This window comes from Kibdelosporangium philippinense (assembly GCF_021390435.2).
In the GTDB taxonomy this organism is placed as follows: Bacteria; Actinomycetota; Actinomycetes; order Mycobacteriales; family Pseudonocardiaceae; genus Kibdelosporangium; species Kibdelosporangium philippinense.
This window is the reverse complement of the sequence record NZ_JAJVCN010000005.1, coordinates 278,282-304,278: the sequence shown is the minus strand read 5'-3', so window position 1 is coordinate 304,278 and position 25,997 is coordinate 278,282. Positions and strand designations below refer to the sequence as shown.

Genomic DNA, 25,997 nt, shown 5'->3' with positions numbered 1-25,997 from the left:
GGCGTTTGATCCACCTGATCTGCGGGACGTCCGTTGCCCTGCAATTCAGCGCCCCGGAGCGTCCTGGCGGTCTTGCCGGTGCGCTCCCGCTAGATTGGACATTTCAACCGGGAGGCCATCGTGGGACCGCGTGTTCAGCCAGGCCGCGACGACCTGGGAAGCACCTACCTCCAGGCTCATCCGCGGGGTATGGAGTGGCTGCAGCTGGAGGCGACCGTAGCCGCGTTGACCTTCGAGCAGCTGGCGCGCTTGGCCGAGACGTGGGTCAACGACCGACCCCGGCAACAGGCTCGCCGTCGGGCCATCGCCGCACTGGGTTTCACCCACGGTCGGATCGCGTCCCGCTGGGTCCGCTGGGCGGACACGTTCGGGCTTCCCCACCCGCCCCTGACCGCCGAGCCCACCGACATCCTCGATCACCCCTATCGTCTGGTGGACGATGACGAGGTCGGCATCTACGTGGCGGGGCTGCTTCCGCTGTACGACGCGGCCCTGGCAATCCTGGCCAGCGACCACACCACGGGCGGCGACTACGAGCTGCTGTCCGCCTCATGGCGCCGGGTCTGCCTGCCTTCCCGATTCACCCCGGCCACGCTGTACGGCCCCCACACCCAGACCGCGCTGGCGTCCCTGTCCTCGGCGTGCCGTTTTCCGCGATCGTGCTTGACTCGCATGGTGCGCGCCCGCCGAGCCATCAGCACCGACGACTGGGACTCGGCTGCCGACACGGTTCACCAAGCAGCCCTGAAGCTGGGCTTTCCCTACCGAGGCAAGTGCTTGTACTGGGAGGCCGTGGCCAGCGCCGAGACCGCGATGGATCAGTCCCCAGCCCACCCCGAGCTCGCCCACGCCCTATGGGGATATGCCGCCGTCCAAGTGTTCGCCGGCCAACTCCCGACCGAGTCCGCGGCGATGCTGGCCACGCCGTACCGAGCAGGCGGGCGCACGCGCCCCCCAGCCTGATCCGGACCGGCCTGCAGGTGCCGCCGACTGGGGTCGCGGGGTGACATATCTTAAGTGATGACCACGGACCCCGGTGAGTTGTTGGAGCGCGACCACGCCGAGCACGGCGGCGAGATCCTCACCTACAAGCCGGATCTCGGCGCGCGGCCCGCCATCCGGTCGTGGTTGGGGTCGAGGCGAGGAGCGACGGACAGCACATCGCCCTCCGGTCAGGCGACATCCATGATGCTCACGACCTTGTTACGGCCGGTGTCCTTGGCCTTGTACAGGGCCTTGTCCGCCGCTTGGAGAAGCCGTTCGACGGCGGCGCCTGCATTCGGGTACGTCGCGACGCCGATGGACGCCGACAGGTCCTTGATGACCATCCTGTCGTCCCCATCCGCAATTTCGACCTGAAGCTCGGCAATGGCCTCCCGGATACGCTCGGCCACCATGATCACATCCGCTTCGGCGATGTCAGGTAGAAGGACAACGAACTCCTCACCGCCGAAACGACCGACTGAGTCATAGTCGCGAACCGCGCTGGTGATCGCCGCAGCCACCGCCTTGAGCACCTGGTCGCCGACCAGGTGGCCGTAGGTGTCGTTGATCTGTTTGAAGTAGTCGAGGTCGACCATGAGTACGCCGAAGCTGGCGTGGGCCTTGCGCTTCGCTCGCGTGAGTTCGTGAGTGGCCAGGTTGTGCCAACCGACGGTATTGAACAGGCCGGTCTTCTCATCCGTCGTGGCGGCGACTTCGAGCTGTTTGACCAGCACCCCGCGGTGGAGAAGGAGCAGGGGCGGGATGACGACCAACACGAGAGCCGGCAACGTCGCCAGCGCCAACGCGGTGAGAATGCCCAAGCAGAGGGTTGCGACTTCGAGCAGGTTGTCCGCCCAACCGCCGAACAGTTCCTGGAAGGTGCGTGATCTGGTGGTCAGGCCGGGCACGGCGACCAACGCGCCGACGACGAAGTAGGTGATGGCCGCGAGCGCGATGACACCTACGCTTCCCCATCCAGCGTCGAGGGCACCGTACATACCATCGATGCCGCTGCCCGAGAGCACAACCTCGGCGGCGTAGCAGGTCAGTATGACCAGGCACGAGTTGAACACGGTGCGGAACGCAGGCACACGGCGCAGGCGGTACCAACTGCGCACGGCGAGATGGAAGTAAAGCGTCGCGACCAGGACGGCGACAAGCGCCGCCGGGAGCAGCAGCACTCCGGCGAAGGTCCACACCGAGGTCATGTTGATGTGCGGGGTGCCGTTCACGCGTCGGCGAACGCGCTCGACCTGGCGACCGAGTTCGGCTTGCAGGATCCCCATCCCGGCGAGGCCGGCGAGGATCACGCCGTCTCGTGGTTGGACCGGCTCGGTGGCGGCCATCGTCACGGTGGCCGCCACCGCGGCTGCTTCGACGACGACGATGTACGCGATGAGGCTCGACCGCTGCGTCCAGAGGGCCCATCGGTGGGGTGACAAGACATCACGGATGAGCACCACGGCTCTGAGAGCCGAGCTGGTGTCATCCATACTCATGGCAGTGCATCCCTAGGTGATGTCCACGAACAGTGTCCACCCAATCACAGCCAGCGGCTAGGAACGATGTTCGTAACTCGTCCGGAGCAGTGAAGGGAGGGGTCGCCATCATGCGTAACCGCGACACGTGAGTCACCGTGATTCCTCCACTTCAGATCGCGCCGGACGAGCCCGGCTCCACCCCACCGCGATGGGAATGGCCACGATCGCCCCGACGAAACCGGCCAGGGCGATGGTGTGGGCCGGGCCGATCTGGTCCGCGAGCGCCCCCGCTGCAAGGGCGCCAAGTCCTTGGACCGTGATGAGGCCCGAGGACAACAGGCCGGAGCCCTGTGCGCGCTGCGCGTCGGGGAGCCGGCGAACGAACGAGGCGGTGCCCTGGATGTTGTACGCCGTGGCGAACATACCCGACAGGGCAAACAGAGCCATCGACGTGATCAGTCCTGGGTGCAGAACGCAGAGCACCAGCGGCAGCCCGGCCAGGACGCCCAGCACGCCAATCACCCGGATCTGGACGCGCTCGGGCACCCACTTGCCGAACACGATGCCTCCGATCACACTGCCCACCGGATCGCTCGCCATGATCAAGCCAACGGCGAACGCGCCAGCTCCCAAACCATCGGCGTAGGGCGCGGCCAGCGCTTCGGGGACGACGTAGAACCCGGCAAGCCAGCACAATGCGATCAGGACACGCAGACCAGGATCGCGCCATACCAAGCGAGCACCCTCGGTCGTCGCGGCAAAGAATGACGTGCGCGTCGACTCCGTCGAGCTCGACGTGGGTGCGGGACGGTGCCGAACTCCACGCCGCAGGACCAGTGCGGATGCCAGGAAGGTGGTGGCGTCGAGCGCCAGACCGACCGGAGGGTTGATCGCGGAGACCAGCGCTCCGCCGCCAGCGAAGCCGACCAACTGGGCGGACTGACTGGTGATGTTCCGGATCGCCATGCCGACTGTGTACTTCTCATCAGTCAGCACGTCCGGCAGGAGGGCCTGCTGGGCGGCCTTGAAGGGCCCGTTCAGCAGCGTCATCGCGGCCACCAGCACGCACAGCAGCCACAACGGGATGCCCGGCACGACCATCAGGCCGACCAGCACCGCACGCGCCAAATCGGCCGCGACCATGACATCCCGCCGGGGGTATTGATCACCCAGGCTTGACAGCAAGATTCCGCCGACCAGCGCAGGCACAAACGTCAGGGCGTATGTCAGCCCGGTCAAGAACGCGGAATCGGTCCGCTGAAAGACCAACACCGACAGCGCGACGCGGGCCAACTGGTCTCCGGCGATGGACAGCAACTCGGCCGCCCACATCGCCCGGAATTCAGATACCGCCAGCACGGAGCCGAACGTGACGCGTTCCGTGCCCTGACCCATGACACCCCCTTTGGCCCGTCTCTGACCTGCGCTAATCCGGCGTCCCCTCCACCGTCTAACCGACCGTAGCCGTCTCACATCAAGCAGTCAGCGACGGCCCCACCCGTCCTCGCCTATGGGCTTGCTCCACGTCGGCCACGGTGGTGGTCTGCGGTCGGAATGTCGAACGGTTGGCCGAGATCCCAATAGCCGTGTCGCTTGTGCGCCGCGCGGGACTGTGGGCTGCTGCATCCAGATAGGCCGCGGCACAGATCTCGTCGAGCCGCTGGCTGTGCCGCAGAAGGGACGGAACCCGGACCCCGACTATGCAGGTCCGGCCGCACCGCGAGGAACGCCAGGTGATGGTGTGACAGGTCGTGCAGATGGTGAGCCTCGAACGCCGCGTCGAGGGCGCAGGACCGGTCAGTGTGGGGATCGCAGGCGGCAGTCAACCGGGTGTCATAGTCAGCAGGCAGAGGTGCACCGCTAGGACTCACGGCCCGTGGGACCACCACGGCGAATCCGGGTCGCGCCTCGATTTGCCCCCGAGTCGGCCGCACCTGCCAAAGAGCCGGCAGGACAAACCGTGTCATCAGCCGAGCGTCAGCGTGGCTGGAGCCTGGTTGTCGGCCGTGCAGATCATCCACGCGAGCTGACCGTCCTACCACGGCTAGTTGATATCGGGTTGCCAGCGCGACGCATCATTAGTGGGGGCCACCCAACGCTGACCGGCACCCAGTCGACGTTCTCGCACGCAGGCGACGTCCGGGTCGCCGCGTTCATCACCATCACCTCGCCGCTCCTCGGCTGTGAGTGGCCACGGGCGCCCGGTTTCCCGGAGGGGGACAGCGCCCGTGGCCGGTGCCGGTGGCTCGCAGTCACTCAGCGGGGAGACATGACCACCGGCGGCGATCAAGCTAGCGAGGCAAGGTCAACGACGGGTAGGACATGGTGTCCCACTACCCGACCGGCCTACAGCCACTCCCAGTTGGCCTATTGCGATGTCACGCCCAGTCGTTGCGCGAGCGCCCGCAGCGGTGTTCGACCTCGGCGCTCTCGCTCCATCAGTTCAGCGACCACCTGCCGCGGCAGCGTCTGGTAGCCAATCCAGTCCGGTGCCATCTGCTCCATCGTCAGCAGGGTTGTGACCGCGGCGTCATCGTGCCCAAGCCGAGTGTGGGCATAGGCCACATCGGCGAGGTGACGCGCGCGACTGGCCAGCGGCAAGGCGGCGTCGCGAGGCAGAGCCTTGGCGGCGGTCAACGCCTGTCCGAACTGCTCCTGCACGACGTGGCAGTCCACCGCGAGCATGGCCACCTTGGCTGGGCCAAAGGTGGTCTGGTGCTCGGCACGGTCGGAACCCAGCCGGCCTGCCATCTCTCCAGCGACACCGAGCAGTTCGTCGGTAGTGTCGGCCTTTTGGGCACGAGCCGTGGCGGTTGCCGCGGTCACCGCGAGGAGCCCATATGCGGACATTTGCGGTAGCGGGACGTCACCCTTGGGCTCGATCTCGTGTGCTGCGGTCACCGCAACCTGCTCAGATTCGCTGTAGCGTCCCGCAACCAGTAGTTGCCACGCGACCGAGACGCGCATCGCGGCGTAGAGCAGCGGATCATCACCGCGGCGGGCGGCCTGGAGTGCCTCACGAATTGCCAGCCAGGCGGCATCGCGGTGCCCGAGGTGGACCAGGGTGTCGCCAGCCGCCTGGTAGGCGCGCGCCAGCGCCTCGGCGGCCGGGGCTTCCTCCTCCGTCGACGCGGCGTGCAACGTGGCGCGCAGTTGCATCAGTGCGTTCGGCAGGAGCGTCCCGAGCACCTCGTAACGTCCCGCCCAGTAGGCACCCCAGAGGTAGTCCGCCGTGCGCTTGGCCTCGGCGAGGGGCAGCGGCTCGACGTCCATCACGGCCCCGTCGATGAGGTCATCGACGGGGGTCAGGGCGCGGCGGATTGCCTCAACGCCCTCGTCCTGGCTGCTGCTGGGTAGGGAGTTCCGCTTGCCGAGCAGGTCGGCGATGTCGACATCGAGTGCGCGTGCGATGCCGTGGAGGCTGGCAATCGAGGCGGTATGGCGGCGGCCCTGCTCGAGCTTGCGGATCAGATCTACGCCCACGCCTGCGGCGTCAGCCAACTCGCGCTGGGTGTATAGCTTGCCGCGCAGCCGCCGAATCCGTTCACCTATGGTCATGGTGCTACCCGCATCGCCAGTTGATCGACCAGCGGCCATCGCAGACCCGCCCATCCTCGTCGAGGTACCTGTTCACCGCCTGGGCTGTGCTTCGCGACGATGTTGGTTTCAGGGTAGCCGGACATGACTGGACGAAACGGCCGGGATCGCCACCAGCCGTTCCGGCCATGGCCAGACGCTGGCCGCACTCAGTATCAGGCGATCACTGCCTGATCTTCCGCGCGCCATCGCGCCAGTAGCCCTCCATCAACCGACCTCCAGAGCGGTTGAGCACCACCTCGGCGGCCTGGCGGAGGACCACCGAGTCCCCGCTCGCTACCAGTTGCCGATAACCGGTCAGTAACTGACGGCATACGGTGGAATCGGCGTCCCGCAAGCGCCGCAGCAACCACTTGCCATGTCCCAGCCACACTCGCTTCTCCGACAGCACGAGCTCGCAGACCGAAATCAACAAGCGATCGGCGATAAAGATCAACTCGTCAGGATCCTGGCATCCATCGAGATCGTCCAGCAGGTCGCTGATCAGATAGCGTTGATCCTCCCGTTCGGCGACGGACAGTGGCGCTGGCCCCGAGGTGAGTCGTGCCCGTGCTTGTTCTCGCATCTCGACAGCACCGCCGTCGCGGTCAACCAGCACTTGACCAAGCGCGCACATGTGCAGCAACGGCGGCCGTCTCACGCTCCACGAAAGCGTCGAAGGACGCCGCCGTGTGCGCGAACACCTCGACCAGCCAACCCTCATGCCAATCGGTATGTCGGAACGGAGCAGGCCCCCCGTCCAGCACCACGACAATGTCGAGGTCTGACGTCGGAGTCTGCAGCGCCGTGCCGGTGCTTCCGCCAAGGTACGCGGCCCAGGCGCTCGGGAAACGATCAGCAACGTAAGCGCGAGCGGCACCGACTGGATCCATCTGGGCAGGATGCCCCATATCCGGCGCGTGATCGACCAATTTTCCTGTACGCGCGGCCAGGAATCCGCGCCAGCATCAAGCTCGGGCTCACCAGTTCCGACCTAATCAGGAACACAGGTCATGGCAAGCGCATAACGCCAACACTCATTGGCGACCCAAGAACCGGCTACTTTGAGGCCCGTGCCCTGTCCGCTCTTATAGGGAGTCCCGCATATAGCTCACACAGGCCGCATATAGATGCGTCCGCACCATATCCGTTATGCGCATTCGTCGATCCGACATTCTGAAGCGCCTCAACAATCGTAGCGGCCAAGGAAGCGCTGTCCATTGGTCGGGCGAGAAAGACGCTGGCACCACCCTTCGTTAGCTCGCGCGCGTAAGGTGAGTCAATTGAGACCACAGGTGTACCTGCGGCAATCGCTTCGGCAAAGACACGAGGATAACCCTCATACAATGAGGGATGCACTAACAGATCAGCCCAATCAAACAGCCGTGCAGGACTATTCGATTCGCCCGTGAAGACTACGCTATCCATAACACCGAGCTCCGCCACAAGGCGGGCGAGCTGATGCCGCTCCGATCCCGAGCCGAGCACCACCAGTCTGACCTTCGGCCACTTGTCACGGATCGCTGCGACCGCGCGGATCACGTCGTCTACGCGTTTGTGCGCCAGCAGCCGGCCAACATAGAGCAGCTTGGGCCAAGCATGAACCAAACCCTCCAGAACCTGTAGGTCGTGTATCGCCTCACCAGATGCCGGGCGTGTAACGCGATAAGGAATGGCGTGGACACGGTACGCTGCGTAGGGGTATTCTCGGAGAAGCTGTGCGGCTACACTATTGGAAACGGCATGTAGCGCTTCACACTTTTTCGCCAGGAACTCTTCGAGCCGAGACTTGACATGGTCCCACAACGATCGCGACTCCAATGGTCTCTGAGTATGAAGACAGTTTGTGTAACTGTACACTATTGGACAGCGAGAAATACGAGCCAAAAACAGTCCCAACAAACCTGCGGTGGGCATAGCCGCGTGTATCACGGTGTGGGTGCTATCGGTGAGCCAGTCACGCAAGCGTCGGAGTCCCCGGAGTGATGTCAAGCGTATGACGTCAATGTCAGATTGCCGCAAACGCTCCTCGAGACTGTTGTCGATTGTTCGTAGAAACGTGACAACAACGACGTGGTGGCCTTCACAGACAAGGTGTTCCGCGATGTGAACCGTTCGCGTGGCGGCGCCCGATAGCGGCAGATCAGGCAATACGAAGACGATGCGCATGCTGCTCCCTGCTGTAGTCCACTACCGTGGTGACCCCATAATTCGTTCACGCCACTCAGGGTAACAATGCTGGGCGGAGAGATTATTCTCCACAAACGCCCGCCCGGCTTGGCCAAGGCGGACCCGAAGCTGCTGGCTTCGGGACAGCGCGATAAGAGACGTAGTCCAGTCCTCCGAAGTTGTCGCTACTAGCCCGGTCAGGTCATGACGCACCATCACGCCTTGCGCGCCAACAGATGAAGCGATAACGGGCACGGCCGCCGAGAAGTACGCGAGGATCCGCCCACCGCACTTCGCTCGTGTCCACGCGTTATCGTCTAAAGGTGCCAGAGCAATATCCGCCCTGCCGAGTGCGATGGATTCGCTATGCTCCGACCATTCGGTCAGCCGCAGATCAAATCCGCGCAGCAAGTCAGCTGGTAGATCGGCCAGCCGAGTTACGATTTCTATATGGAACGGGACGACGCTCCGAAGCTGGCGCAAGGAGTCATGAATCAACGCAAGATGTCGAGCGTTGCTTGCTGTTCCCGTCCATACCAGTCGAACCGCTGTCTCCATTATCTCGTAGGTTCTGACCGGACGTTCGCGGAGCATGATGCAGGTAGGCGCGAGCCAGAGCTCGTTACTGAAAGGGCGAAGTTGGCGAGCAATGGGGTCGGATCCGGCCAGCACAGCCGTCGCACCGCGTGCTGTGGCTTCGATCTTCGAGCGCATGTGCGGTAAGGCGTTGACTGAGGTCCCGAGATAGATCGGGTCATCGATGTCGAATACCACCCTGACTTGACACAGCCTGGCTACGGCGATGAGCAGTCGCTCAAGGATGTCGATGCGTGATCGAAAGAGAAAGTCTTTCTGAAGAAGCACGACGGTAGCCCTGGGCACCACTGTGCATATTTGCCAAATGCGCTGTGCGGTTATCGCCATTACACCGAGCACAAGATAGAGAAGCCGCAGCGCCCCCCGGCCCGGAAGCCACTGCGGACGCGGCAGGTACTTCGACGGTCGCGTTGCGCAGACTCGGACGACTATACCGTCTCGTACAAGAAGGTCAGCGTACTGAAGCGCACGAAGACGGCTTGACGCAGACACTCGATCCGCCACGAACATCGCTACCGCTGGCACGCGAGCCCGAGTCATCGAAAACATACTCAGCATAGTGATGCCAGCAGCTCTCCGTAAGAACGCAGTAGGCGCTCGGGATGGTGTATTTCGACTGTGCGTCGGGCGGCGGCACGCATTGATTCTCGTTGAGAGTCCAAGGCCAGAAACCGCTCGATGGCTTCAGCCAAGCTGGGCTCATCGGCAGCCCGAGAGAGCATTCCGTTAACCCCATCATCCACGAGATCGCCAACCGCTGTTCGCGTGCCGATGACAGCCAGACCGGCAGCAGCAGCCTCGAGAGTGGCGTTTGAACAACCCTCCATGACTGATGGAAGGATGAACACATCGTGTGATGCGTATAAGTCAGGGATACGAGTGTGTGGCACTCTTCCTAGGAACTTAATATCAGCGTTCGTGGCGAGCGCGGCCCGCTGAAGATGTGAACGCTGGGATCCATCTCCGACAATTGTCAAGGAGCACTGCTTCGAGATCTTACTGGTGACCGTCGCAAACGCTGCGATCAACTTTTTGACACCCTTGTGCGATTCAAGTTGGCAAACCGTGAGAAATCGGGTTGTGGTGTCGTCATGACCCCGTGGCGTCACAAAGAATTGCCGCCCCACTGCATTTGGTATTAGATGGGCCCGCTGCTCGATGACGTATCGGTCAATCAAGGCTCGTTCGAGCTTCGATTTGATTACGACCGCGTCCGCACCGCGGAGCAGTCGTTTCGTTAGTGGCTTCGATGCCAACGTGATAAGCGGAAATCTGCTCCACTGGCGCGCAAGTTCTGGACCACAGGTCCTTACGATGTGTGGCACACGGTATAGCTTCGAAGCCAAGGCTCCCATTGCACCTGCTGGAATTGGCTGCCAGCTGATCACAACGTTCGGCTTAGAGATTGATTCGGTCATGATACGCCAAGATCCCAGCATGGCGTAGCCAAGTATTTGCCCCCGACGATTCCTAATGCCGAGCCGGGGGATCGAAAGCACCCGGACGCGGGAAGCCGCATTCGCCTGGCCGTCCTGGGCCGACCTTGGGACAACTAGCGTCAAGCGCCACGAAGAGTACTCCAAGGCGGCATCAATGAACGTGCGCAGAGCTGTGGCTGACCCGTAGCCTTCGGAGAGGCATTCCGCAGAGAAAATGAGGAGATGAAGATCCCTTCCTTCGATGGCTGTCAATGCGTTCTGCATCCCTTCGTGTAGATGATACATTACCTGGCAGCCGACAACCACTACAAGCTGTCACCTACAGCGGAAGCATCCCGCTGGTCTCCTTCGGTAGTCCCAGCTCCTTGAGGAACCCAATCCGCGAGTTGATTGACGCAGAGAAGTGCCTCCAGTCGAGGCTCTCCAGCGGCTCGACCGGCTTGGGGTCGGCAGCAGAGGACGTCACATAGCAAATCGAGTCGTAGATCCGTTCCTCCATGAGGCGCTCGCAGAACACTGCGAAGCGTTTCTGGTACGAGCTTTCGTGCCAGATTTTCTCGACAGGGAATGCCCCCTTCTCGAGCCTGACCGGTGACCGTGAGCCAGATCCGTCTTCCATGATGAAGAAGTATCCCAGCCACGGCTTCTCGCCGGGGAACAGCTTCTCCAGCGCAGCTCGCCGCAGATCGACGGCGCTGCCGAGGGCTTCTTCCACTCGGTTGTTGTAGTTGTTGCCGAACGACGGTCCGCCAAGGGCCTTCAGCTCGAACGCTGCGACCAAGGTGTTCTCGTGCGCGACCACCAGGTCCCACTGCTTCTGCGGACGGTAGTAGCCTGGCAGCTCAAGTCGCTGGCTCTTGGTGACTCGAATGTCCTCGGCCGGATAGCCGGCCTCAAGGAAGAACTTGGCGATCAGCGCCGCGATGCTGTCGAAGTGCTTACCGCCTCGAACCGACCCCGCGGTCCCGGCGCCCACCTTGTCCTTGATCTTTGACAGCTCGTTCTGAGTCTGCTTCGCTCCCCAATATGCAGTAACGGCGTCTTCAAAGTCCTGGCGGGTGACCGTCAAAACAACCTCTCCTAATCAGGTAATTCGGTGAGTCCGTAGGCGCTCAGGGCGGCAGTAGTGGCGGCCTGCACATCGCGCCGGTCGAACGCATCCGCCAGAGCGGCACGGTCACCCTCGCTGATTCCCGCAGGGTCAGGCACGCGAATTTTGCGGAGGTACTGGGCTTGGAACCGAAGGGTGCCACCGCGCATCTTCACGGCGTAGGCAGCGACGAACGCCTCGGCCACCTTCGACAGCAGCAGGCCGCCGAGCACTCGGAGGTCCCACATGTCCGAGACGATGAAGTACAGGTTGTGATGCGGGTACAGGCCGCCCTCATCCAGGACGGGATGGATGGTCAGCTTCATGTCGGGAAACAGAAGCTTCGGCCTTGCGGTCAAGCGATGGTCAACCTTGTCGATCGTCTTGTACCAGCGATCGGGCTGCTTGACTGCGATGTAGCGTTTGCGCAGGTCAGCGCCGTATCGCGCGAAGTAGCGCGCCATGCGTGGATAGTCCGCAAGGCTGACCAGGTTCCCCTCTGGGCTCCAGGGGTTCACCAGGTAGGTGCCGTGCCAGTCGATCACACCGCTCCTGGTGTCACGCACCATTGCCATCGGGAGGAGACGATCGTCCTCCACATCCGCGTCGTCCCTGCTCTGCACGACAAAGATCTTGTCGGCGCCCGTCGCGATACCGATCCCGACCCGCGTGCCTGTTGCCTCGTCTTCAAGCAGCCGGAACCGGTCGCCGAGGTCTTCGAGCATGGCAAGCCGCGCCGGCGAAGCTGCGGGCCACGAGTCGTCTCCCGCGAACCAGTGCGGCAGGCGGGCTGCATGGTACGACGGCGCGTTGATCTGCGGCTGTTCCGGCCTCGCCACCCAGGCAAGGAACGTCTTGGCCTGCTCAGGACCGAAGGCGTGCGTGGTGTCAGCTGCGACGGCCTCACCTTGAGGCCGGTTGCTGATGATCGTGATCGCCGGGTAAGCGGAGACCTGCTCCTTGAAAGCGTCGACGTCATGCATGACCAGGACCAGGTCCATGCTGTACCGACGGGCCACGAGCTCACGAAGCTTGCGTCCGTACTGGTTGCGCATCCAGCGGTCCGCGCAGATGAACCCGAGCTGACCGCCTGGCTTGAGGCTGCGCAAGCCCACCTCGTAGAAGCCGACGTAGATGTCCGCGCGGCCTCCCATCGTCGGGCAGTTCGCGCGGTAGGCACTCATACGCGCGTCGGGCACGTCTTCCAGTCGGATGTACGGCGGGTTCCCGACCACGAAGTCGGCGCTCTGCGCGGTGTACTCCCTGAGCAGGTAGTCTCCCTGCCCGATCCAGCTGTGTACGACCTTGGCAACCTCGGATGACTCCCAGTCATCAGCAAGCAAGCGCTCCGTGACGAGATCGCGGCTCCGTTCGACGTTCCGGTCGAGCAGATCGAACGCCTCGACCGCGGCCACGGCGTCCAACAGTGAGCGGCCGTGGTTACGGCAGGACGCGCTCAGGCGTTCCGTGATCGGTCCCAGGAAGGCACCCGCGCCGCAGGCTGGCTCCACGATGACCATGTCCGCCAGGTCCCGATCAGCCGTGTACCCGACTAGGTCGAGGATCGACTCGACTACCCAGCGACGCGTGAACACCTCGCCGTGCTCAATCGCGTCTTGCAGCGACTCGGGCAGGTGGAGGGTGTCGAGGCCGAACAGCTCGCGGGTAACCACGACTCGAGACGATATCCACCTCGAGTCGTGCCTTCGAGCATTGGGGCGCTGACCGGCGCGCCGCTACCAGACGCTGGTCGAACCCACCGTTCGCCCGTCCGTAAGTTGTTCGCCGTGACGGAACAGTTGACGGTAGCGGTGGGGCGCCGCGCCGCGCGGGCGATCCTGATCGACGATGACGGCCGGTTGGTGTTGATCAAGCGGACGAAGCCGGCGCAGGCGCCGTACTGGACCGCACCCGGAGGCGGAGTCGAAGAGACCGACCCTTCGGTCGAGGCAGCCTTGCACCGGGAGCTGGCCGAGGAGCTGGGCGCCGAGGCTGCGGACGCCTCGCAGGTGTTCCTGTTCAGCTCACCGTCTGACACCGGCGTCGCGGTGCAGCACTTTTCATCGCGCGGCTGACCAGCCTGGACGAGTCAGCCCGCAGCGGCCCGGAGTTCAGCGACCCGTCGCGCGGTGGGCACGCGCTGGATCGCGTTGACCTGCGCGGGGACGATCTGGCGGCGATCGACTTGAAGCCGACCGCGCTCAAGGAGTTCATCCTTGCCAACCGCGAAGCCTTGCTGGTCGAGGCCGGCGCCGTCGCCTGATCTGCGGGGTTCCATGCCCCACCGACGAATATGACGGCTCGGGCAGGCCGATCCGGTACAACGGGCTGGAACCGTTACCACGATGGACGCGGCTCTGCGCGCTGGTCACCTCCGCGTGTTCGGTCTTGGCATCACGCTCGACGTACTGACCTTCACCGGAGACATACTTACCGTCGCAATCATCGCTCCGGACACCTACGACGAACGGTTCGCGAATGCGGTCGAAGCCAACTCGGAGGGCTCGATGCCCGCGAGGGCATTCCCATTCGAGGAGAATACCCTCACATGCCTCAGCGAGTCTTAAGAGACTGTCTACCGGCGCAGCGGCGGCGTTGCATCTTGCTTGGACGCGCCGCAAGCTTCTGCTTGATTAGCAAGCCACCTGTAGGGCCTACCTATCAATAGGCAAGGGGTGACCAACATCTCATAATACGCGGCTCTGCACCAGTAATTACTATGCTGACCCGCGGCACGCCGTCAGTAGTGGCCCAGCTTCCCTATGTCTGCCGAGTGCTTGTCAATCTCCTTCCAGTCGGATACGAACGCGGGCGCGTAGCTGAAGGCGAGTACAAGCCTTTCTCCCTCGGTAGTTTTGGGGAGGGTTCCGTGGAGAAGCGCCTCATTGAGGATAAGCGCGTCCCCCGTGTTCGCGGGAACATACTCAAGCGATGGAAAGTTCTCTTGGGTGAGGGCCGGCCGAGCTTCCGCCGACTCGGGATCGCGAAACCAGGGAAGGTTGGCCTTGTGCGAGCCTTGAAGGTAACAGAACGGTCCGCCTTCCTGTTCGCGTACGTCGCTAAGATACACCAGGACCTTGACGAACATGCAGAATAGCTTGCCGTCGTGAAAGGTGTGAGTGAAGCTCATGTTGCGCTGCACTGAACGGTTCTCTCCGTACTGCAAGATCTCGCTGTTGCCATTGTGCAGGTAAAAGATGCTGTCGCCTTCTCGACGCAGGGCGTAGCTCTCGATGAGTCGGAGCGGCTGGTTGATGACAGGCTCCACGCAGGCGAGCATGGCTTCGCTTCGCGCCAGGTCGTCGAAGTGTGAACTGCGGGACACCAGGTCGTCGAAACGTTCCTTGTCGCCCCTGCCCTCCATACGCCGCGAAGGTAGCCGAACCACCTCGGAGCGGCATTCTTCCGCGACTTCGCGTGATAGGAATCCCGGGACTCGAACGAATCCCATAGTGTCGAACAGGTAGAGTTCCTCGGCGGACAGGGCTTCCGTTCGGTTCGGTGTGAACTTCATAGGGTTTGGCCTCCGTTGAGATAGGGACCTGGTTTTGGCCGTGATTAGACGTGGTCAACGATGCTGAGAGTATTGTTCGAAGGGCTCATTTAGCTGAGCCTGACAGCCAGGGGTGTTGCTGACGCCGATGATGGTGACTGTCTCGGCCGTGCCCAGATGGATATTGACGTGTACTGCGCCGCTCTGAGCTTGGAGCCGATCGGCGAGACGCCCATCGATGTAGACGTAAAATGTCGCGTCAGCCTGGTCTTCCTGCTCTTGTTGGGATGTCCGAGCGAGCGTGGCAACCATTTGGAAGCCCTTGCCCCCTTTTGGCACCAGCCACGACAGCGCGAATGGGACGGGCACTGTCAAGCCCTCGTGGGACGTGGAAGGTGCTGGCAGGGAGACTCGGTGCGGCCACGCGCCGCGGACGAGCGCCGGACCTGTTGCGGGGTCAACTCGGGCGACTGTCCCCCAGGCGCATGATGAGCCAGTTCGGTCTGTTGGGGGAAACAACTCCTCGCGTCGAGAGAGTATGAGTGCTTTTGCTCTGTGTCCTCCGTAGTGCGCGGCGCAGCCAAAGATCCCGGCATCCTTCTGAGCGTCAGTGATGTAGTTCCATTCATGCCCAAGAGCCAGCTGCCGTTCCCACAGCGGGCCACCTTGTCCAAGAAGGGCGGTGACGATGCACATGTCGTCCGACGGGAGGTCGGGAAGGTGACCTGCTCTCGCGGCGCTCACTGCGAAGTCCCAGAAGAGGTCATAGAAGTCGCCGTCGTCAGTTGGGTTTGTGAAGATCAGCCCCGCCTGCAAGAGCGGTCCACTCGCTCCCGCGGCCGGGAGCATCGTCGACGCGGGATGGGAGGCGAGCACTCCGAGCTGCTGGTAGTGGTCCAAGCTGGACTCGTCGACCGCGGCGGCGATGCGGCCATTTGCCAGTGGCCCCAGCAACGACATCAGATCCATGGGCCGGAGGAAGATGATGTCTGCGTCGGAGTACACGTCGTACCGGTCGGACGGCGGTAGAGCGCTACGAAGCTTGGGAGAGTGGCGCCAATAGAAGAGGTGCTGACGTGAGCCTCGCCCGACGGCGCGCGCCACATCATCGTCATCGGGCGGGGCGTGAACGATCTCGAGGTCATTCTCGACGCCAAATAGGTCCTGCTTGAGGATTGGCGTGTCGTTGGCGTCCACCAGCAGGATGCCTGTGTTGGGGTGGCACCGGATCAACGACTTCACTGAGAGCACTACGAGGGCGTTGGCTTTGTCGCCGCGCGCGACCATCCGGAATCGGAACCGCGCCGACGCAGGACGGTCAGGTTCGACGAGCCGTCTCTGTGTTGGGCCTATCTCCACGATGCTCAATCGGTCTCCTGTTCATTGGGGCGACCGCTCCGCTCACTGGCTGGATTGGCCTCGGTCCCAGGGCTGTCGGCACCGCGCTGGACGCGCCGGCCATTCTCACCGAGCCCACAGCAGCTCAGGTCAGCTCGCCGGCCGTGGTTCCATCGGTTGCTGACGGTGTCCAGCCTCGGTGCCGCCGGTGAGGTAGTCGTTACGGAAGGTAACGACTTGTCGATCGCCGCTCTCGGCCCTTCGGCAAGGATCAGTGTTTGAACCAGGGCCGACGCACCTGCTTGCCTTCGATCAGCGCATCGGCGAGCGAACGACCAACCAGTCCCTGCTCTCCGTATGCCTCGAGAACGAGGCGGGCCAGCTCGCCTCGATCGAACACCGGCGGTGGGCCGTCATCGGCGCCATCATCTGGCCCAGCGAAGCCGTCATGCGCCAGGACAATGGTCCCGGGAAGGCCGCCCTTCAGCGCAGCCGCCACACGTTGCGTCTGCGGTACGTCTTGCCAGTCCAGCATGTCCCGGCCCCACGACACTGAAACCAACCCACAGCGGTTGATCGCCCGCCAGATCCCGAAGGTCTGCTTGCCGTACGGCGGCCGAAACCACCTGATGCCGCGCCCGATGAGATCTTCCAGCTCCGCCTTGGCATCCCGCGTGCGTCGCTGGACCTCCGTGGGCGTGAACCCCGTGAGCCTCCGGTGATCGACGCCGTGCAAGCCGATCTCATGCCCTGCCGCTACCACCTCAGCGAGGAGTTGGGGATGCCGGCGCGCCCTGGAGAGCAAGGCAAAAAAGGTTGCTGTGGCGCCGTGGTCCGCCAGCGCCGCAAGCACCTGCTCGGTTCCCCCTGGATCGGGTCCGTCATCGTAGGTGAGCACCACCTGCGGTGCTGCGGTTCTGACTTCGCACAGTGACCCAATGACACTGCCGCAACGACGTGCGACTGGCGCGATGGCTTGGCGCGCGGCACGAGATACTTCTAACACGGCGAACCGCTCCCTGCCTCTTCGCTGTGCAGGGCCACACAATGCCGCAGCGCCTCGTCAAGTTGGCGCGTGTCACACGACAATGTCCCGATGTGTCGCCGCCATTGAATTGTTCCCTTGGCCAACCCTAACGTCGCGCCGGTTGACCTGAGGGCGTGAACTACTGATTGGCGCCGTAGATCACGTGGTTCGCGGGCGGACATGACGACCCTTACCAGCAGGCCGGCAAGGACAAGGACTGCGCGGGCCAGGCGGTCCAGCGTGTCCTTCGCGGAGCGGAACCTGCTACCGGTATAGGTTGCTGCCAGCTCACGAACAAGGCGCTTGGAGACCTGCGCGCGGTAGCCGACACGGTAAGCGCTCTTCCATGTCATGTTTCTCCGATAGGAGACGACCGCGTCGTTTACATACGCGACCGCACCACCTGCCATGACGTAGTCAACGACAAAGGCGCGGTCTTCCGCATATAGAAGGTCGCGAAACGGATGGTTCGCCGCGACATCTCGCCGGATCGCACATGCCGAGTTGGAGAACAGGGCCAACTCGTACGGGTCTGAACCGTCATGGCACTTGTCGATGAACTGTTTCCGGTCCACAACTGCATCGCTCGTCGGAAAACATGCGAAGCGACGCAGTTCCAAGCGTGACACACGTGATGGCGGGATCTGACGGCAAAACGCGGCGCCGATCGAGGGATTGTCGCGAATGGGCCTAACTAGTTCTGATAGCCAGTCTTGCCCTTGCGGCACGGAGTGTGCCGACAGCATGACCATGATCTTTCCTCGGCAGAGGTGAACTCCGAGGTTGAGCGCTCGCCCGTAGCCGAACAGCTCGCGGGGAAACGTGAACACGCGCGCCCCAGCTTCCAGAGCCACTTGGGCGCTGCCGTCAACGGACTCGTTGTCGAGCACCACGATCTCCACAGGCCCGTCAAGAACTTGTCGCTGCAGGTTCTCTAGAACGTTCCGAAGCGCGATCGCCTCATCGCGCACTCGAATGAAGATGGACACCAACGGCTCATCCATGGCGACCATCCTCGCTATTCTTGACGATCGCGGCTGCGGGCAGCGTGCTTCGATTCCAGTATCCGATGTCCTCCCGCCGGCGTTGGAAGAAGAACTCGGTCTCAGGGTCCGGTCGCCGAGGATCCCGATACCACGGGAGATGGCGAGCTCGATACGGCGATGCCGTGCGGAGAGCCTCTGTCACCTTATAGGGCGTGCCGGGTCGATAGGCTGCGAACGTGGTGTCGATATGCGCGGCGAACACCCCCTCGGATACTTCTTTGACCCAGTAGGGCTTCTCCCAGCGCCTAACCGTGTCACGGTGGGGATAGCATTCAGGTATGTCATCGATCCGCAGTCCGAACCCCGCCTGGTCGAACTCGCGAAATCGCAACAACAGCTCCTGAAAGTACTCGACCGCGTTGTCAGGGCATGATTCCTCGGGCAATATGTCCGGATCGGTGACGACGAACGGCTTAGCATGGCCGAGTTTGTCAATTAGGCCGCATTGCCAGGGAGCTTCATGTCCCATGTTTTCGCGTAGCCGGATCACCTGATGGTGGGTCGAACTTAGATATTCAAGCAGTGGAGGGTACGTCGACGCATTGTCCAGCAGCACGATTTGCTGGTGTCCAGCCTTTTCAAGCCAGTCGACCAGATTCAATAGATCGCTGATAAGGTTATGACAAATAATGACGACTGGGATATGGGACCGCGGAACAACATCAGTCCACGCAGGGCTTACCGTCACAGGTCGTTCCCCCATTGCCCTGCGCGGCTTGCGCGAAAGCCGCCGTCGCTATCCCCATACGCGGCCTCGTCCAGTCGCCGAAACCACTCAATCGTCCGTTTCAACCCATCGTCCAGGCTGATTGTTGGTGCCCAGCCAAGCAGCTGACCGGCTAAGGAGATATCTGGGCGACGTATCGCAGGGTCGTCTACCGGCCGCGGTACGAACTCGATGGAAGAAGTTGATCCCACGAGTCCTCTGATCCGTTCTGCCAAGTCCAGGATTGATCGTTCGTCGGGGTTGCCGAGGTTGACCGGCCCGGCGGCGTCCGAGTCAACCATCCGAACTACCGCCTCCACCAGGTCGTCCACATAGCAGGCCGACCTTGTTTGGCTACCGTCTCCGGCGACGGTTAGCGGGCGACCTCTCAATGCCTGCCAGATGAACGTCGGGATCGCTCGGCCGTCATTACACCTCATCCGGGGCCCATAGGTGTTGAAAATACGGACAATCCCAGTGTTGACTTCGTGCGTTCGACGGTAGGCCATTGCGAGAGCCTCCGCATACCTTTTTGCTTCGTCATAAACGCTACGAGGTCCTATTGGATTGACATTCCCCCAATACCCTTCATGTTGGGGGTGGACTTCCGGATCACCGTAGACCTCTGAGGTCGACGCGAGGATGTATCGAGCCCCCTTTTCTCGCGCGAGGTCAAGCGTGTGCTGTGTGCCGATCGCTCCAACCCTCAGTGTCTGAATCGGCAGATTGAGGTAGTCGACAGGCGAGGCAGGTGAGGCGAAGTGCAGTACGACATCGATGTTGCCCGGTATGTCGATGTGGTCCGTGGCGTCATGTCGCAGCTCGGTGAACGGCCCCAGCTCGCCCAGGTGACTGATGTTGGCTGGAGTACTGGTCAGGTAGTTGTCGAGGCAGACCACTTCCAGGCCGTCCAACAACAAGCGCTCGCATAGGTGAGATCCAAGAAAGCCCGCCCCGCCCACTACCACGGCGCGTTGACGACTCAAAGATCGCTCCTCCCTATAGCCCCGCTGAGGGCTGCGAACCGTCCTTGACCGTATCGGGAGTGTCAACGGTATTTGGGCCGTTCGGGTGAGAGGAGCGTCATCGTATGGGTTGGCTCACACGGCCACCCCCGCGCAGTCCGCTGTTAGCGAGCGCCCCGATAGCCGCGCGAACTTGACGCTCTACCAGGGCGTGAAGGTTCGTTCGAGGTGTGAACGCCGTGAACTGCCTCAGTCGCGATATATCGGCCAGCGTGGCTGGCGGATCCTCTCGCGGCGCGGGCCCGATCTCCACGTGTGGGTCGCGGCCCAGCACTCGCCCGACCGTTGCCACCACGGCCGCGAGGGTGTGTGCTGTCCCAGTGCCGATGTTGACCGTCCCGGACATCGCACAGTCGGCCAGACGCATCATGGCGGTCACGACATCCCGCACGTCGGTGATGTCACGACTCCGCCGCGATGAACCGAGCAGCCGGATCGGTTGACCAGCCGCGACGGCCCGAATCCACTGCGCAAGCGCCATGTCGGGCCGTTGTCCCTCTCCCGCCACGGTGAACGGCCGACACACGATCACCCTGCCACCAGACTCCGCACGGCGGGCGCACAACTTCTCGCCCTCGATCTTGGTTGTCGCGTAGCCACCACGGGGGCGCGGGACGTCGTGTTCGCGGCACGGCCTGCCGTTGGTCGACCCGCCGTACACCGAGGATGAGGACGCAACGATGAGCGGCGCGGACGGGGGCACCAACTCGAGGACTCTCGCGGTGGCGATCACGTTGTCGCGATGACGCCAGAAGTCGACTTGAGGACCCCGGTCGCGGACTCCGGGCCTGCCGGCGAGGTGGAACACCGCATCGGCGTAGCGCAATGCTCGGTCGGCGTCATCATCACCATCGAGCAGGTCGGCGGCCAGCGGGACATAGCGAGGCTTCGGCACAGAACGCCGGCGGTCGATACCGATCACCTCGTGCCCAGCCTGACGCAGCGCTTCCACCAGGTGGGCGCCGATGAACCCGGCGGCCCCGGTCACGACCACGGCCATCTCTCACCCCCTGCGGGCGCTCCTGGCGTCGGTGATCAGTTGGCGGAGCACTCCGGCTGAACGTTGGCAAACGTGGATGGACGATAGCGGGCCTCGCGGTGTCGGTCGGGGATGCCGGACTGTGCCGCGTGACGAACTGCTCGCCATCGCGATCGCGTCATGGACGCTTCCCTCGGGTAATTCCGCAGGTCAACGGCATGGCGACCGTATCTCGCTCCAGGTGCGTCCTCGGGCCGCGGTCCCGGCGCTTCTGAACGACATCCGAAAAAGCGGCACAACGAACAGGGTCGATGTGGTAAGGAACAACGTGGGAGACACGCAGTGCCAGCCTGAGGCAACCGTCAGGCATGAGTGAGCGGAGGATGCATTGACCTTGCTGGCAAGGGCGGAGCGTGGTCTTTCGAGTCAAGGAGGATATCTTCCGGTCGGACCACGTGGCGCGCGTTTCCCCCGTGCTGGTGGCTCCCCAGGGTGTCCGTTGGGCCCGCATGATCAGCGAGGTGTGCTCGCTGGTGCAGTCGGCGGTAGCACAGCGGAAATTGGCGATGTTTCCGCTGTTCAGCGGCATGATCGTGCGCCATGGCCCCAAGCCACCGCATGACCTCGCCACATTGCACTGACCACGATGAGGATGGAGACCAGGAGCGCGATCAGCGGATCGCGGTGGTAGGTGCTGGGTATGTGGGCTTAACCACAAGCGCATGCCTTGCCTCGCTTGGGCACCGTGTTGTGTGCGGTGACATCGATGAGGACAAGGTAGAACAACTACGCGCAGGGGATGTCCGAATCCTCGAACCTGGTCTTGCCGAGTTGGTGCGTGCTGGGCTGGAGTCCGGCCGACTGGAGTTCGTCGTCGGTGCGAAAGCGGCGATCGCGCATCCGGGCCACATACCCGACGTCGTGCTTGTATGCGTGCCTACCCCGATGAGCGCAAGCGGGGCTGCGGACCTCGCTGCGGTGGAGACCACCGTTGCCGTTGTTCGCGAAGCCCTTCCGGACGGATGTGCGCTAGCGATCAAGTCGACAGTGCCGGTCGGCACGGCAGCCAGGGTCCATTCCATGCTGGGCCGCGACGACGTCGCGGTGGTCAGCAACCCCGAGTTCCTCCGAGAGGGCAGTGCGGTGGAGGACTTCCTCCACCCTGATCGAATCGTGATCGGCTCGGACGACCATGCTGCTGCCGAAAGAGTTGCCAGCCTGTACGCCCGGTTGAATGTGCCCCTGGTGCTCACTGACTCTGTGAGCGCCGAGATGGCCAAGTACGCGGCGAACTGTTTCCTGGCAATGAAGCTGTCCTACGTGAACTCCGTCGCTGAGGTCTGCGAACGAGTCGGCGCTGACATCGACGCTGTCGTGGAAAGCATGGGCCTCGACCCGCGCATCGGCCAGACGTTCTTGCGTCCAGGGCCTGGGTGGGGCGGACCATGCCTGCCGAAAGACGTTCACAGCTTCAGACGTTCGGCATCGGACCTTGGTGTGGATCTGCCCCTGATGGATGCCGCAGTCGCTGTCAACGCCCGACAACAGCATCGAGTGGTCGACAAGGTGCGCCACGCGGTCGGTGGCGACCTTGCTGGAATCCGGGTGGGGTTGCTCGGACTGAGCTTCAAGCCGGGTACCGCGGATGTGCGTGAATCACCTGCCCTCGCCGTCGCCGGCCTGCTGGCAGATGAGGGCGCTGAACTCACCGCGTTCGACCCAGCCGTGAGCAACACCCCTCAGCAGTTGCCGGAGTTGGTGTTCTCCCGTGTGACACTGGTCGATGACCCGTACCACGTCGCCAAAGGTGCTGCCGCGTTGGTGTTGCTTACCGAATGGCCACAGTTCCAAACGTTGAATTGGCAGCGGATTGCAAGTCTGCTTGAACGTCATGTGGTGATAGATACCCGCAATCACTTGACCCCTGAAACCTTGCGTGGCGCCGGAATCACCTACGTAGGCACAGGCAAGGACGCGGATCCGTCGCATTCGCCGCCAAGTTACATTGCGCGACCGTCGCAAAGGATCAAGGAGTGTGACGATGACCGTCGCCAATAGCACAGGCCCCGCGATACTTCAGCAGATCGCTCGCCTCGATCGAATTGACTCGCTCGTGTTGGAGCGCATGCGCCATGAAGCACTAACCGCGCCGAGCGAGTGGGTCGCTGAGTACGGGCAATACCAGTCAGGCGGTTGGTGGACGCTTTCTCTGCTCAACGACACTGGTAGGCCAACCGATGTGACGATCAAGGACTGTAATCCGGTCGAGACGACCCTGCTTGAAAGAATGCCCGCCACACGGAAGTTCCTGTCATCGTTGGGTCTGCGTTACATGTGGGCACGCTTGGCACGGCTTGGTCCGAACTCCTTCTTGTGGGAGCACCGTGACTATGACGAGCTGAATGATTCCGATCGCCATCGTTTGCACGTCCCATTGGTGACTAACAGTTCTGCGGCGTTGGTGACGGGCGGCGCCAGGGTCCACTTGCAGGCTGGGCATCTCTGGCGGTTAACTCCAACCCATGTCCATGGCGCGTGCAACCTGCTCGGCCCAGATCGACTTCATCTGATTCTCGACTGTTACTCCGACGAGGGCCTTGCACGGGTGAGCGCCAATCAGCAACTCAGCGATGCCGATGTAGATTGGCTTCCAGCCGCGACGCAGGCCCAGCTTGACGAACACCTTGCCACCGCACGCAGCTTGGCGCGTCTTGGCTACGAACGTTCAGCGGAGAAACACCTCCTTCGATTGTTCTACCAGTACACCTTGTCTGAGGGGTGCGTGTACGACCTGATTGCGTCCCTCTATGACTCCCTGGATCGTGCGACCGATGCCGCGCCATGGCGAGCGAACAAAACGGTCCTGCTCGGCCTGTCATGACTCCCCAGCCATTCTCGAAGGAGCCTTGCCGTGAGTCACGCTGTATTGGACGAACTCGCCAGAGTCAACCGACCCGATCAATTCGGTCTCCTTGAACGAGCATCCGAGTTATTCACCGCGAGCCCTGCCGTTACGCACCTGCTAGTAAGAGGCTCGCTTGCCTCCGGGACCGCTGACCGGCTATCGGACGTTGACTTTGTAGTCGGCGTCGATGACCGCTCGTTTCCGGAGTTCATCTCGGTCCTCGACGCATTGATGTCAGCGGATCTAGGCGGGATTCTGCCCGGATGGCGTGACACGATTGTCGGCGACATGGGAGGGCTGGGTTACGTCTATCTGGTTGGTTGGGCTGGCCACCTCCAGCAAATGGACCTGTACGTCGTGCCCGCTAGCAAGGTCGATAGAGTCCATGAGCACACCGAGGCACAACCGATCTTTGTCCGAGACGCGGATGCGACCTACGAGCCCGACACCCGTGTAGCGCCCTTCGTCGCTCGTACCCTCGCTGAGCCTCGGTCATGCGCCGAGTTGTTGATCGAGACACTGGTAGTTGGGTATCTGATCCGCAAACGCATCACCCGCGGTCAGGAGTTCATCGCCTACTCCGAGGCGTACCTGTTCAACACGGCCGCCAAGAACCTGGTCAAGACCGCTCTGGCCCCGACATCCCGGTATTACGGCTGGTATCAACTTCGAGAGGAGGTTGGATCGACGCCGATCGGCAAGGAGTGCCTGCGCGACTTGGCCGCTCTGATCTCCGCGCCGGCGATCCCAACCACCACGACCCTCGCGGACGCTCTGGAACGCGTATTGGCTATCGCCACGCGGGCCGCCCCGGAGGCGGTCGACTCCCTGCGAACCGCGATCGACGCCTACCGCTATTACCTGGAGTTGACGTGATGGCCAACGCTGCGCACCGCACTCGAACAGCAACCTTCTTCGGCGGAGTCGTGCCAGCATCGGACCAAGAGGAGGAACTCGCCTACGGAATCGGCCTCGCGCTCGGCGACGCTGGCTTGGTCGTGCAGCATGGCGGCTACAACGGGTTGATGGAGCAGGCAGCTCGCGGTGCCGCGGCCAGGGACGGCCAGGTGGTTGCCGTGACCCTAACCAATGTCGATTGGGGTGAGTTCAACCCTTACGTCACCGAATCCGTCCGACTATCGACGATGGGCGAGCGCTTTCATCGGTTTCTCGACAACACTGATCTCGTGGTCGCGATGGGAGGAGGGGTAGGCACGCTCCACGAGCTCACCGCGGCGCTCTGGTACGCCGGCAACATTCGAGCTGTGCCAGTCTGGCTCGCAGGTGAGACCGCGTTACGCTTGTTGGCCTTCCTCAAGGCGGAACGATGGCTGTTCGAGTCGCCGACTCGGCCGCTCGGCTTCCTTCGCGAGATTCCAGACCTTGCCACGTTCGAGCGGGAATTGTCGGTCCTGCTTGACAGTCGAGATAGACGTGGGGATCTCGATTCTGTAATCGCACGAGGTCGCCGATGACAGTTCCCGCCAGCTTGGTCGCCCGCATTCGAAGCGCGGCCTGCCAGCGCGGCGCGTTCCATCTACCCACAGGACAGGTGATCGACGAGTACTTCGACGAGTACCTGCTTGCCGCCGATCCCGCCCTCCTGCGGGATGTAGCCGCGGAGCTGGTCCAGCACGTGCCGCCCGACACCGATGCGCTGGTTGGCGTGGAGCTGGGCGGTATCCCCTTAGCTGTTGCTCTGTCAGCGGCATCTGGCGTTCCTGCGGCCTTCCTGCGCCGGGCACGCAAGTCCTACGGCACCTTCCGACAGGTTGAAGGGCACCCAGTCGGAGGGAGGCGAGTCGTGCTGGTCGACGATGTAGTCCGGTCGGGTTCCCAGGTGCTTCGCGCCGCCGCTGTTCTTCGGCGGCTCGGCGCCCAGGTCGCCACGGCGATCTGCGTCCTTGACCGTGACCTTGGCGGCGGAGCACGCCTCGCTCGGGAGCGGATCCTCTTGCGGCCCCTGCTGGCCACGGCAGCCCTCGGCAGGGAATCCGCGGTTTGACAAACAGCGCGGCTAGTACCGGGAACTAGCCTCCGACATCGGAGAGGTCGGTCCCTGCGACCTTGCGGTGCGCCGGGACCGACCTCGCGTTCTTCGATTCACGCGGACAGCGATTGAGTCCTGCCGCCTACACGGTC

General features: G+C 62.8%; 27 protein-coding genes. 9 read left to right on the top strand and 18 right to left on the bottom strand.

What is annotated here, in order from left to right; translation table 11 throughout:
- Window positions 1–120: 120 nt before the first annotated feature.
- A complete protein-coding gene (locus LWC34_RS54625; RefSeq protein WP_233734560.1) occupies window positions 121–963 on the top strand; it encodes a hypothetical protein in 843 nt (280 codons plus the stop codon).
- Window positions 964–1,172: 209 nt separating this feature from the next.
- Here LWC34_RS54625 and LWC34_RS54620 read toward each other — a convergent pair whose 3' ends face one another.
- The 10 genes from LWC34_RS54620 to LWC34_RS54585 all read right to left on the bottom strand — a co-directional run bounded on the left by LWC34_RS54620 (window position 1,173) and on the right by LWC34_RS54585 (window position 13,009).
- Window positions 1,173–2,477: a GGDEF domain-containing protein gene (locus LWC34_RS54620; protein WP_372496877.1), complete on the bottom strand. Its 1,305-nt coding sequence runs from the start codon at window positions 2,475–2,477 to the stop codon at window positions 1,173–1,175.
- Between the two features lie 138 nt (window positions 2,478–2,615).
- On the bottom strand, window positions 2,616–3,860 hold the full coding sequence (locus tag LWC34_RS54615) for an MFS transporter (RefSeq protein ID WP_233734558.1): 1,245 nt from the start codon (window positions 3,858–3,860) through the stop codon (window positions 2,616–2,618).
- Between the two features lie 972 nt (window positions 3,861–4,832).
- Entirely contained in the window at window positions 4,833–6,023 is a 1,191-nt protein-coding gene (locus tag LWC34_RS54610; RefSeq protein ID WP_233734557.1) for a helix-turn-helix domain-containing protein, read from the bottom strand.
- Window positions 6,024–6,225: 202 nt separating this feature from the next.
- The gene (locus LWC34_RS54605) at window positions 6,226–6,660 is read right to left on the bottom strand and encodes a hypothetical protein (protein WP_233734556.1); all 435 of its coding nucleotides are present in this window, start codon (window positions 6,658–6,660) and stop codon (window positions 6,226–6,228) included.
- Window positions 6,650–6,934, bottom strand: coding sequence for a nucleotidyltransferase domain-containing protein (locus LWC34_RS54600; protein ID WP_233734555.1), 285 nt, complete (start codon window positions 6,932–6,934; stop codon window positions 6,650–6,652). Before LWC34_RS54600 ends, LWC34_RS54605 begins: the two co-directional genes overlap by 11 nt.
- 166 nt (window positions 6,935–7,100) lie before the next feature.
- A complete protein-coding gene (locus LWC34_RS59255; RefSeq protein WP_372496858.1) occupies window positions 7,101–8,210 on the bottom strand; it encodes a glycosyltransferase in 1,110 nt (369 codons plus the stop codon).
- A 21-nt stretch (window positions 8,211–8,231) separates the two neighbouring features.
- On the bottom strand, window positions 8,232–9,074 hold the full coding sequence (locus LWC34_RS54595; protein ID WP_233734554.1) for a glycosyltransferase family protein: 843 nt from the start codon (window positions 9,072–9,074) through the stop codon (window positions 8,232–8,234).
- 284 nt (window positions 9,075–9,358) lie between these two features.
- On the bottom strand, window positions 9,359–10,510 hold the full coding sequence (locus LWC34_RS59250) for a glycosyltransferase family 4 protein (protein WP_372496857.1): 1,152 nt from the start codon (window positions 10,508–10,510) through the stop codon (window positions 9,359–9,361).
- Window positions 10,511–10,565: 55 nt separating this feature from the next.
- Window positions 10,566–11,315, bottom strand: a complete 750-nt coding sequence (locus LWC34_RS54590) for a PaeR7I family type II restriction endonuclease (protein WP_233734553.1) — start codon at window positions 11,313–11,315, stop codon at window positions 10,566–10,568.
- 11 nt (window positions 11,316–11,326) lie between these two features.
- Window positions 11,327–13,009: an Eco57I restriction-modification methylase domain-containing protein gene (locus LWC34_RS54585; protein ID WP_233734552.1), complete on the bottom strand. Its 1,683-nt coding sequence runs from the start codon at window positions 13,007–13,009 to the stop codon at window positions 11,327–11,329.
- 114 nt (window positions 13,010–13,123) lie between these two features.
- On the opposite strand from LWC34_RS54585, the gene LWC34_RS54580 reads away from it, so the two are divergent.
- The gene (locus LWC34_RS54580; RefSeq protein WP_233734551.1) at window positions 13,124–13,411 is read left to right on the top strand and encodes an NUDIX hydrolase; all 288 of its coding nucleotides are present in this window, start codon (window positions 13,124–13,126) and stop codon (window positions 13,409–13,411) included.
- 14 nt (window positions 13,412–13,425) lie between these two features.
- On the opposite strand, the gene LWC34_RS54575 is transcribed toward LWC34_RS54580, so the two are convergent.
- Window positions 13,426–13,614 (bottom strand): hypothetical protein, encoded by a 189-nt coding sequence (locus tag LWC34_RS54575; RefSeq protein WP_233734550.1) that lies wholly within the window; start codon window positions 13,612–13,614, stop codon window positions 13,426–13,428.
- A gap of 67 nt (window positions 13,615–13,681) precedes the next feature.
- On the opposite strand from LWC34_RS54575, the gene LWC34_RS54570 reads away from it, so the two are divergent.
- Window positions 13,682–13,903 (top strand): hypothetical protein, encoded by a 222-nt coding sequence (locus LWC34_RS54570; protein WP_233734549.1) that lies wholly within the window; start codon window positions 13,682–13,684, stop codon window positions 13,901–13,903.
- Window positions 13,904–14,076: 173 nt separating this feature from the next.
- Here LWC34_RS54570 and LWC34_RS54565 read toward each other — a convergent pair whose 3' ends face one another.
- The 7 genes from LWC34_RS54565 to LWC34_RS54535 all read right to left on the bottom strand — a co-directional run bounded on the left by LWC34_RS54565 (window position 14,077) and on the right by LWC34_RS54535 (window position 20,971).
- Entirely contained in the window at window positions 14,077–14,850 is a 774-nt protein-coding gene (locus tag LWC34_RS54565) for a phytanoyl-CoA dioxygenase family protein (protein ID WP_233734548.1), read from the bottom strand.
- 54 nt (window positions 14,851–14,904) lie between these two features.
- Complete coding sequence (locus LWC34_RS54560) at window positions 14,905–16,197, bottom strand: hypothetical protein (RefSeq protein WP_233734547.1); 1,293 nt, start codon at window positions 16,195–16,197, stop codon at window positions 14,905–14,907.
- 241 nt (window positions 16,198–16,438) lie between these two features.
- Window positions 16,439–17,173: a polysaccharide deacetylase family protein gene (locus LWC34_RS54555; RefSeq protein WP_372496856.1), complete on the bottom strand. Its 735-nt coding sequence runs from the start codon at window positions 17,171–17,173 to the stop codon at window positions 16,439–16,441.
- Window positions 17,167–18,198: a glycosyltransferase family 2 protein gene (locus tag LWC34_RS54550; RefSeq protein WP_233734545.1), complete on the bottom strand. Its 1,032-nt coding sequence runs from the start codon at window positions 18,196–18,198 to the stop codon at window positions 17,167–17,169. The genes LWC34_RS54555 and LWC34_RS54550 overlap by 7 nt, the downstream gene beginning before the upstream one ends.
- Complete coding sequence (locus LWC34_RS54545; protein ID WP_233734544.1) at window positions 18,191–18,841, bottom strand: hypothetical protein; 651 nt, start codon at window positions 18,839–18,841, stop codon at window positions 18,191–18,193. Before LWC34_RS54545 ends, LWC34_RS54550 begins: the two co-directional genes overlap by 8 nt.
- Window positions 18,842–18,924: 83 nt before the next feature.
- Window positions 18,925–19,863, bottom strand: a complete 939-nt coding sequence (locus tag LWC34_RS54540; RefSeq protein ID WP_372496855.1) for a GDP-mannose 4,6-dehydratase — start codon at window positions 19,861–19,863, stop codon at window positions 18,925–18,927.
- Between the two features lie 166 nt (window positions 19,864–20,029).
- A complete protein-coding gene (locus tag LWC34_RS54535; protein ID WP_233734542.1) occupies window positions 20,030–20,971 on the bottom strand; it encodes an NAD-dependent epimerase/dehydratase family protein in 942 nt (313 codons plus the stop codon).
- Between the two features lie 488 nt (window positions 20,972–21,459).
- On the opposite strand from LWC34_RS54535, the gene LWC34_RS57815 reads away from it, so the two are divergent.
- From LWC34_RS57815 to LWC34_RS54510, 6 genes are read left to right on the top strand one after another with little or no spacing between them, the layout of a single operon-like run.
- Window positions 21,460–21,591, top strand: a complete 132-nt coding sequence (locus tag LWC34_RS57815; protein ID WP_284052015.1) for a hypothetical protein — start codon at window positions 21,460–21,462, stop codon at window positions 21,589–21,591.
- Entirely contained in the window at window positions 21,569–23,008 is a 1,440-nt protein-coding gene (locus LWC34_RS54530) for a UDP-glucose dehydrogenase family protein (protein WP_233735020.1), read from the top strand. The genes LWC34_RS57815 and LWC34_RS54530 overlap by 23 nt, the downstream gene beginning before the upstream one ends.
- Window positions 22,992–23,831 (top strand): aspartyl/asparaginyl beta-hydroxylase domain-containing protein, encoded by an 840-nt coding sequence (locus LWC34_RS54525; RefSeq protein ID WP_233734540.1) that lies wholly within the window; start codon window positions 22,992–22,994, stop codon window positions 23,829–23,831. The genes LWC34_RS54530 and LWC34_RS54525 overlap by 17 nt, the downstream gene beginning before the upstream one ends.
- Window positions 23,832–23,861: 30 nt before the next feature.
- Window positions 23,862–24,731: a hypothetical protein gene (locus LWC34_RS54520; RefSeq protein ID WP_233734539.1), complete on the top strand. Its 870-nt coding sequence runs from the start codon at window positions 23,862–23,864 to the stop codon at window positions 24,729–24,731.
- Window positions 24,731–25,330, top strand: a complete 600-nt coding sequence (locus tag LWC34_RS54515) for an SLOG cluster 4 domain-containing protein (protein ID WP_233735018.1) — start codon at window positions 24,731–24,733, stop codon at window positions 25,328–25,330. Before LWC34_RS54520 ends, LWC34_RS54515 begins: the two co-directional genes overlap by 1 nt.
- Entirely contained in the window at window positions 25,327–25,860 is a 534-nt protein-coding gene (locus LWC34_RS54510; protein WP_233734538.1) for an orotate phosphoribosyltransferase, read from the top strand. The genes LWC34_RS54515 and LWC34_RS54510 overlap by 4 nt, the downstream gene beginning before the upstream one ends.
- The last annotated feature ends 137 nt before the right edge of the window (window positions 25,861–25,997 follow it).

What these genes read in the sequence shown, in the direction of transcription:
- LWC34_RS54575 (WP_233734550.1), bottom strand. Translation starts at nt 13,614, where the DNA reads ATGGAACCCCGCAGATCAGGCGACGGCGCCGGCCTCGACCAGCAAGGC.
- LWC34_RS54600 (WP_233734555.1), bottom strand. Translation starts at nt 6,934, where the DNA reads ATGGATCCAGTCGGTGCCGCTCGCGCTTACGTTGCTGATCGTTTCCCG.
- LWC34_RS54610 (WP_233734557.1), bottom strand. Translation starts at nt 6,023, where the DNA reads ATGACCATAGGTGAACGGATTCGGCGGCTGCGCGGCAAGCTATACACC.
- LWC34_RS59250 (WP_372496857.1), bottom strand. Translation starts at nt 10,510, where the DNA reads ATGCAGAACGCATTGACAGCCATCGAAGGAAGGGATCTTCATCTCCTC.
- LWC34_RS54525 (WP_233734540.1), top strand. Translation starts at nt 22,992, where the DNA reads ATGACCGTCGCCAATAGCACAGGCCCCGCGATACTTCAGCAGATCGCT.
- LWC34_RS54615 (WP_233734558.1), bottom strand. Translation starts at nt 3,860, where the DNA reads ATGGGTCAGGGCACGGAACGCGTCACGTTCGGCTCCGTGCTGGCGGTA.
- LWC34_RS54620 (WP_372496877.1), bottom strand. Translation starts at nt 2,477, where the DNA reads ATGGATGACACCAGCTCGGCTCTCAGAGCCGTGGTGCTCATCCGTGAT.
- LWC34_RS54510 (WP_233734538.1), top strand. Translation starts at nt 25,327, where the DNA reads ATGACAGTTCCCGCCAGCTTGGTCGCCCGCATTCGAAGCGCGGCCTGC.
- LWC34_RS57815 (WP_284052015.1), top strand. Translation starts at nt 21,460, where the DNA reads ATGATCAGCGAGGTGTGCTCGCTGGTGCAGTCGGCGGTAGCACAGCGG.
- LWC34_RS54565 (WP_233734548.1), bottom strand. Translation starts at nt 14,850, where the DNA reads ATGAAGTTCACACCGAACCGAACGGAAGCCCTGTCCGCCGAGGAACTC.
- LWC34_RS54535 (WP_233734542.1), bottom strand. Translation starts at nt 20,971, where the DNA reads ATGGCCGTGGTCGTGACCGGGGCCGCCGGGTTCATCGGCGCCCACCTG.
- LWC34_RS54515 (WP_233735018.1), top strand. Translation starts at nt 24,731, where the DNA reads ATGGCCAACGCTGCGCACCGCACTCGAACAGCAACCTTCTTCGGCGGA.
- LWC34_RS54570 (WP_233734549.1), top strand. Translation starts at nt 13,682, where the DNA reads ATGGACGCGGCTCTGCGCGCTGGTCACCTCCGCGTGTTCGGTCTTGGC.
- LWC34_RS54550 (WP_233734545.1), bottom strand. Translation starts at nt 18,198, where the DNA reads ATGGATGAGCCGTTGGTGTCCATCTTCATTCGAGTGCGCGATGAGGCG.
- LWC34_RS54530 (WP_233735020.1), top strand. Translation starts at nt 21,569, where the DNA reads ATGACCTCGCCACATTGCACTGACCACGATGAGGATGGAGACCAGGAG.
- LWC34_RS59255 (WP_372496858.1), bottom strand. Translation starts at nt 8,210, where the DNA reads ATGCGCATCGTCTTCGTATTGCCTGATCTGCCGCTATCGGGCGCCGCC.